Below are 4,051 nucleotides of genomic sequence, written 5' to 3'. Positions count from 1 at the left end.
GACCCTGCGCGCCGGCGGCTTCACCCGGGTTTCCTTCGGCCACCAGAGCAGCGCCGCATCGGTCCTGCGGGTGCTCGAGCGCAGCCATACCCCCGGGCGCACGCTGCGGGCCGTCGCGGACGCCCGAGCCGCCGGCTTCGAGCACATCAACATCGACCTCATCTACGCCACACCGGGGGAGACCGAGTCCGACCTGCGCCGCACCCTGGACGACGTCATCAGCAGCGGCGCGGACCATGTCAGCGCCTACTCCCTCATCGTCGAGCCGGGCACGCGGCTTGCCGCCCATGTCCGACGCGGCGACATCCCTGTCCCCGACGACGACACCGCGGCGCAGCGCTACCAACTCATCGACGCAGCCCTGCGCGCCGCCGGCTTCCATTGGTACGAGGTGAGCAACTGGGCGAAGCCGGGCGCGCACTGCCGGCACAACCTCGTGTACTGGCACAACCACGACTGGTGGGGAGTCGGCCCGGGGGCTCACTCGCACATGCGCGGCCGGCGCTGGTGGAACCACAAGCATCCCGCGCGATGGGCCGGTGACCTCGTCGCCGGCAGCCTTCCGGTCGCCGGGGCAGAAGATGTGGATGCAGCCGGCCAGACCCTGGAGCACGTGATGCTCGGCCTACGCCTGCGAGAGGGCATCAGCACCGGCGTGCTCACCCCCGAGGCGCGCGTGCGCGCCGATGAGTTCGCCCGAGACGGCCTGCTCGAGGCCGAGGCCCTCCAGGGTGGCCGGGCCGTGCTCAGCGACGCCGGCCGGCTCCTGGCAGATGCCGTGGTCCGCGAACTGACGCCCTGAGCAGAGGCCGTGCGACGAGCGGCCATCGGAGCATGCAGGCCGGCTCCTCGCAGATGCCGTGGTTCGCGATCCGACGCCTTGAGTCTGACATCAAGAAGTCCTATAGGCTCACTCCACTCGACCAGTCGAATGTGATTCTGAGGGGGAATCTGAATGGTTCAGGCGGTTGGCGGCGTTGAGAAGCTGGGAAGCTTCATGACCGCCTCTTCATTCTCAGTCCCTGCGTTTCAGCGAAACTATGCATGGGAAACGCCTCAAATTGATGCATTCTGGTCCGACGTTGTGTTCGCATTTGAGCACGATCGCGACCATTTTCTCGGCTCATTGATTGTCTTGCAGGACAATCTCAACGGCACATCGCAGGTGATCGACGGCCAACAGCGTCTGACGACCATTTTCATTCTGATTGCAATTCTTCGCGACCAGGTATTTGAGATTCCAGACAGGGTTCTGCAGCCCCAGCCTGGTGTGGGGGGAATGGCCTTCGACGTCGGTCATGACATCGTCTCGACCCTGTTCAGAAATCTGCCCGAGGGTTTGGCTCGGTTTGAAGCGAACGAACACATCAAGAAGACCTTCTTTGATTGCGTCGTCCGTAATCCTGGGGATCCTGAGCGCAAGGCGGTGAAGTCAAAGGGAGATGAGACCAGCGCAAAATTACGAAAGTCCTACTTGCGCTTGGCAAAATTCGTCTCAGAGTATTTCTCAGTAGAAGGACAGTCAGATCAGGCGCGACTGAAACGACTCTATGACTTTTACCGCGCGATGGTGGATCGCCTTCAGGTGCTCAAGGTCGTGTGTTCGTCTACTCAAGAGGCGATCGAGGTCTACATGACTTTGAACAGTCGAGGTCTAGGATTGCAGCAAAGCGACCTCGTCAAGAGTCTCCTGATCATGAACGCAGTCAATCCGAAGCAGGCGGCAGATGACTGGAGTGAACTGGTCGACGACGTCGGTGAGGGGCAGATCGACCAGTTCCTGCGTTACTACCTAATCGCATACGGTCCGAGCAACGAATCTGTGCGAGTCAAGGAAGTCTTCAGCAGATTTGAGCAGTGGCTAAATGACGGCGATCGCAATGACGTCGCCGCGAGGACGGCATTCAGACTCGCCGACCTGCAGAAGAAGGGCAAGACTTTTGCGCAACTAATCGGCAATGACGATTTGCCTGCGGAGCATCAGGCCCTTGCGCTTACGTTCGCTGGACTCGACACTGTGCTGGATTCATACAGAGTGCTGTTGTTCGTTGTCTTGGACTCTGCGGTTCCCCTCCAGACGGCCCAACGCCACACACTAGTAAAGGCAGTGGAGTGCCTCGTCCTTCGATGGCTGGTCGCAGGCGGCAACGCCCAGGAATTGGAGACTCTCTTTCAGGCCTGGGCGAGGCTCTTGCGCAACGCTGCACCGGCCGCTTTTGACCAGTTGCTTCAGGAGATCAAGTCACATCAAAAGGGTGACGAGGTCGTGCGTGTCAACCTGAGGCAGCCGCTAGACAGCATTCCGCTCGCCCGGTTCATGTTGTTCCGGCTAAACGAGGTCCTCACCGGCGAGAACCAAATGGTTGAGTTTGAGCCCAAGAAAGCCCATGTCGAGCATATTGCTCCGAAGAAGCCCACGCCGTATTGGTACGAGGCCCTGTCCTGCGTAGACGAGGCTGGCAATCCCATCCAGTCTGACTATGACGAGCTTAAGGAGCTAGTCGGTAACAAGACGATTCTGGACCACCTGATCAACAAGAAGATTCAGAACCTTGAGTGGTCCGTGAAGAAGGCAGGGAAGCTTCGTGAAGACGGCACAGTCGAGATGCACGGTTACCACCATTCCACGTTCAGTGGCACTACCAGAGACCTAGAATCAATTGACTATTGGTCCAAGGAATGCATACTCAGACGTACCGAGTGGTTTATCGACAGCTTTCTCAAGATCTGGTCAGTGGACCAACAGCAGCAGGGAGTGGTGCCCTTTTCGGTATGGCCTCATTAGCGAACGAGGCAGACCTGTTAGGCGTCGAGACCGTTGCGCCGAGAGCGTGACCGAGGCCTCGCGGCGAAGAGCGCCACTACCGGGCCACCGACGAAGGACGACTCCTCGCCGATACCGTGGTTCGCGAACTGACGCCTTGAGCCGCTGCCTTTACACTTGGCACTCGCACCCCACGGGTGCTAACTCACAGGCCAGGCGGCCACCCGCGCAGCGCAAGAATCGGCCGTGGGCGGCAGTGAACCGGAGGGCAGCACACCATGCTCGATGACCGCAAACTCGCGGTCTTGCGCGCGATCGTCGAGGACTTCGTCCAGACCAATGAGCCAGTCGGCTCCAAGATGGTGGCCGAGCGGCACGTCCTCGGGGTCTCCTCTGCCACCATCCGCAACGACATGGCGGCTCTGGAAGACGAGGGCCTCATCACCCAGCCCCACACCAGCGCCGGCCGCATCCCCACGGATGCCGGCTACCGGCTGTTCGTCGACCGCCTCTCCAGCGTCAAGCCCCTCAGCGGCGCCGAGCGGCGGGCCATCGAGACATTCCTCGCCGGCTCGGTCGACCTCGACGACGTGATGCAGCGCAGCGTGCGCCTACTCGCCCGCCTGACTCAGCAGGTCGCGCTGGTGCAGTACCCGTCGCTCTCGCGGTCCAGCGTCCGACATGTGGAGTTGGTGCCGGTGAGCGCGACCCGCCTGCTGTTCATCCTCGTGACTGACACCGGCCGCGTGGAGCAACGCGTGGTCGACCTGCCTGCGCCGCTGGACGACGACACCCGCGCCCTCTTGCGCTCTCAGCTCAATGCCGCCGCAGCCGGCTCCCGGCTCGCGGACGTGCCGGCGCTGGTGGCCGACCTCGCCGCCACCTCCGGCCCCCACGCCACCGCGATGCGCACCCTCGTCTCGACCCTGCTCGACACCGTCGCCGAGCAGCGCGAGGAGCGAGTGGTGCTCGGCGGCGCTGCGAACCTCGCCCGCGCCGGCGGCGACTTCCACGGCGAGGTGCAGTCGGTGCTCGAGGCACTGGAGGAGCACGTCGTGCTCCTGCGCCTGCTCTCGGAAGTCTCCGAGCCGGAGGCGGTCACCGTCCGTATCGGCGCCGAGAACCAGACCGAGGGGCTTGCGTCAGCCTCACTCGTGGCGACCAGCTACGGCAGCGCCAGCCGCAGCGTCGCCGCTCTCGGCGTGCTCGGCCCGACGCGCATGGACTACCCCGGCACGATGGCCGCGGTCCGCGCCGTGGCGCAATACGTCGGCCGGATCGTGGCAG

The 4,051-nt window shown here is 62.8% G+C and carries 3 protein-coding genes; all 3 read left to right on the top strand.

Going from position 1 to position 4,051, the window contains the following annotated elements:
* Nucleotides 1-802, top strand: an 802-nt coding sequence (locus tag EB084_21115; protein NDD30769.1) for a radical SAM protein, incomplete at its 5' end; no start/stop codon positions are given.
* A gap of 153 nt (nt 803-955) precedes the next feature.
* Nucleotides 956-2,785, top strand: coding sequence for a DUF262 domain-containing protein (locus tag EB084_21110; protein ID NDD30768.1), 1,830 nt, complete (start codon nt 956-958; stop codon nt 2,783-2,785).
* Between the two features lie 257 nt (nt 2,786-3,042).
* A partial coding sequence (gene hrcA / locus EB084_21105; protein NDD30767.1) for a heat-inducible transcriptional repressor HrcA occupies nt 3,043-4,051 on the top strand: 1,009 nt, incomplete at its 3' end.

The organism is Pseudomonadota bacterium (assembly GCA_010028905.1).
Lineage (GTDB): Bacteria > Vulcanimicrobiota > Xenobia > RGZZ01 > RGZZ01 > RGZZ01.
This window is presented reverse-complemented; position numbering and strand designations above follow the sequence as displayed.

Bases quoted from the DNA above. Each gene is read 5' to 3' on its own strand.
- EB084_21110 (NDD30768.1), top strand. From the start codon at position 956: ATGGTTCAGGCGGTTGGCGGCGTTGAGAAGCTGGGAAGCTTCATGACC.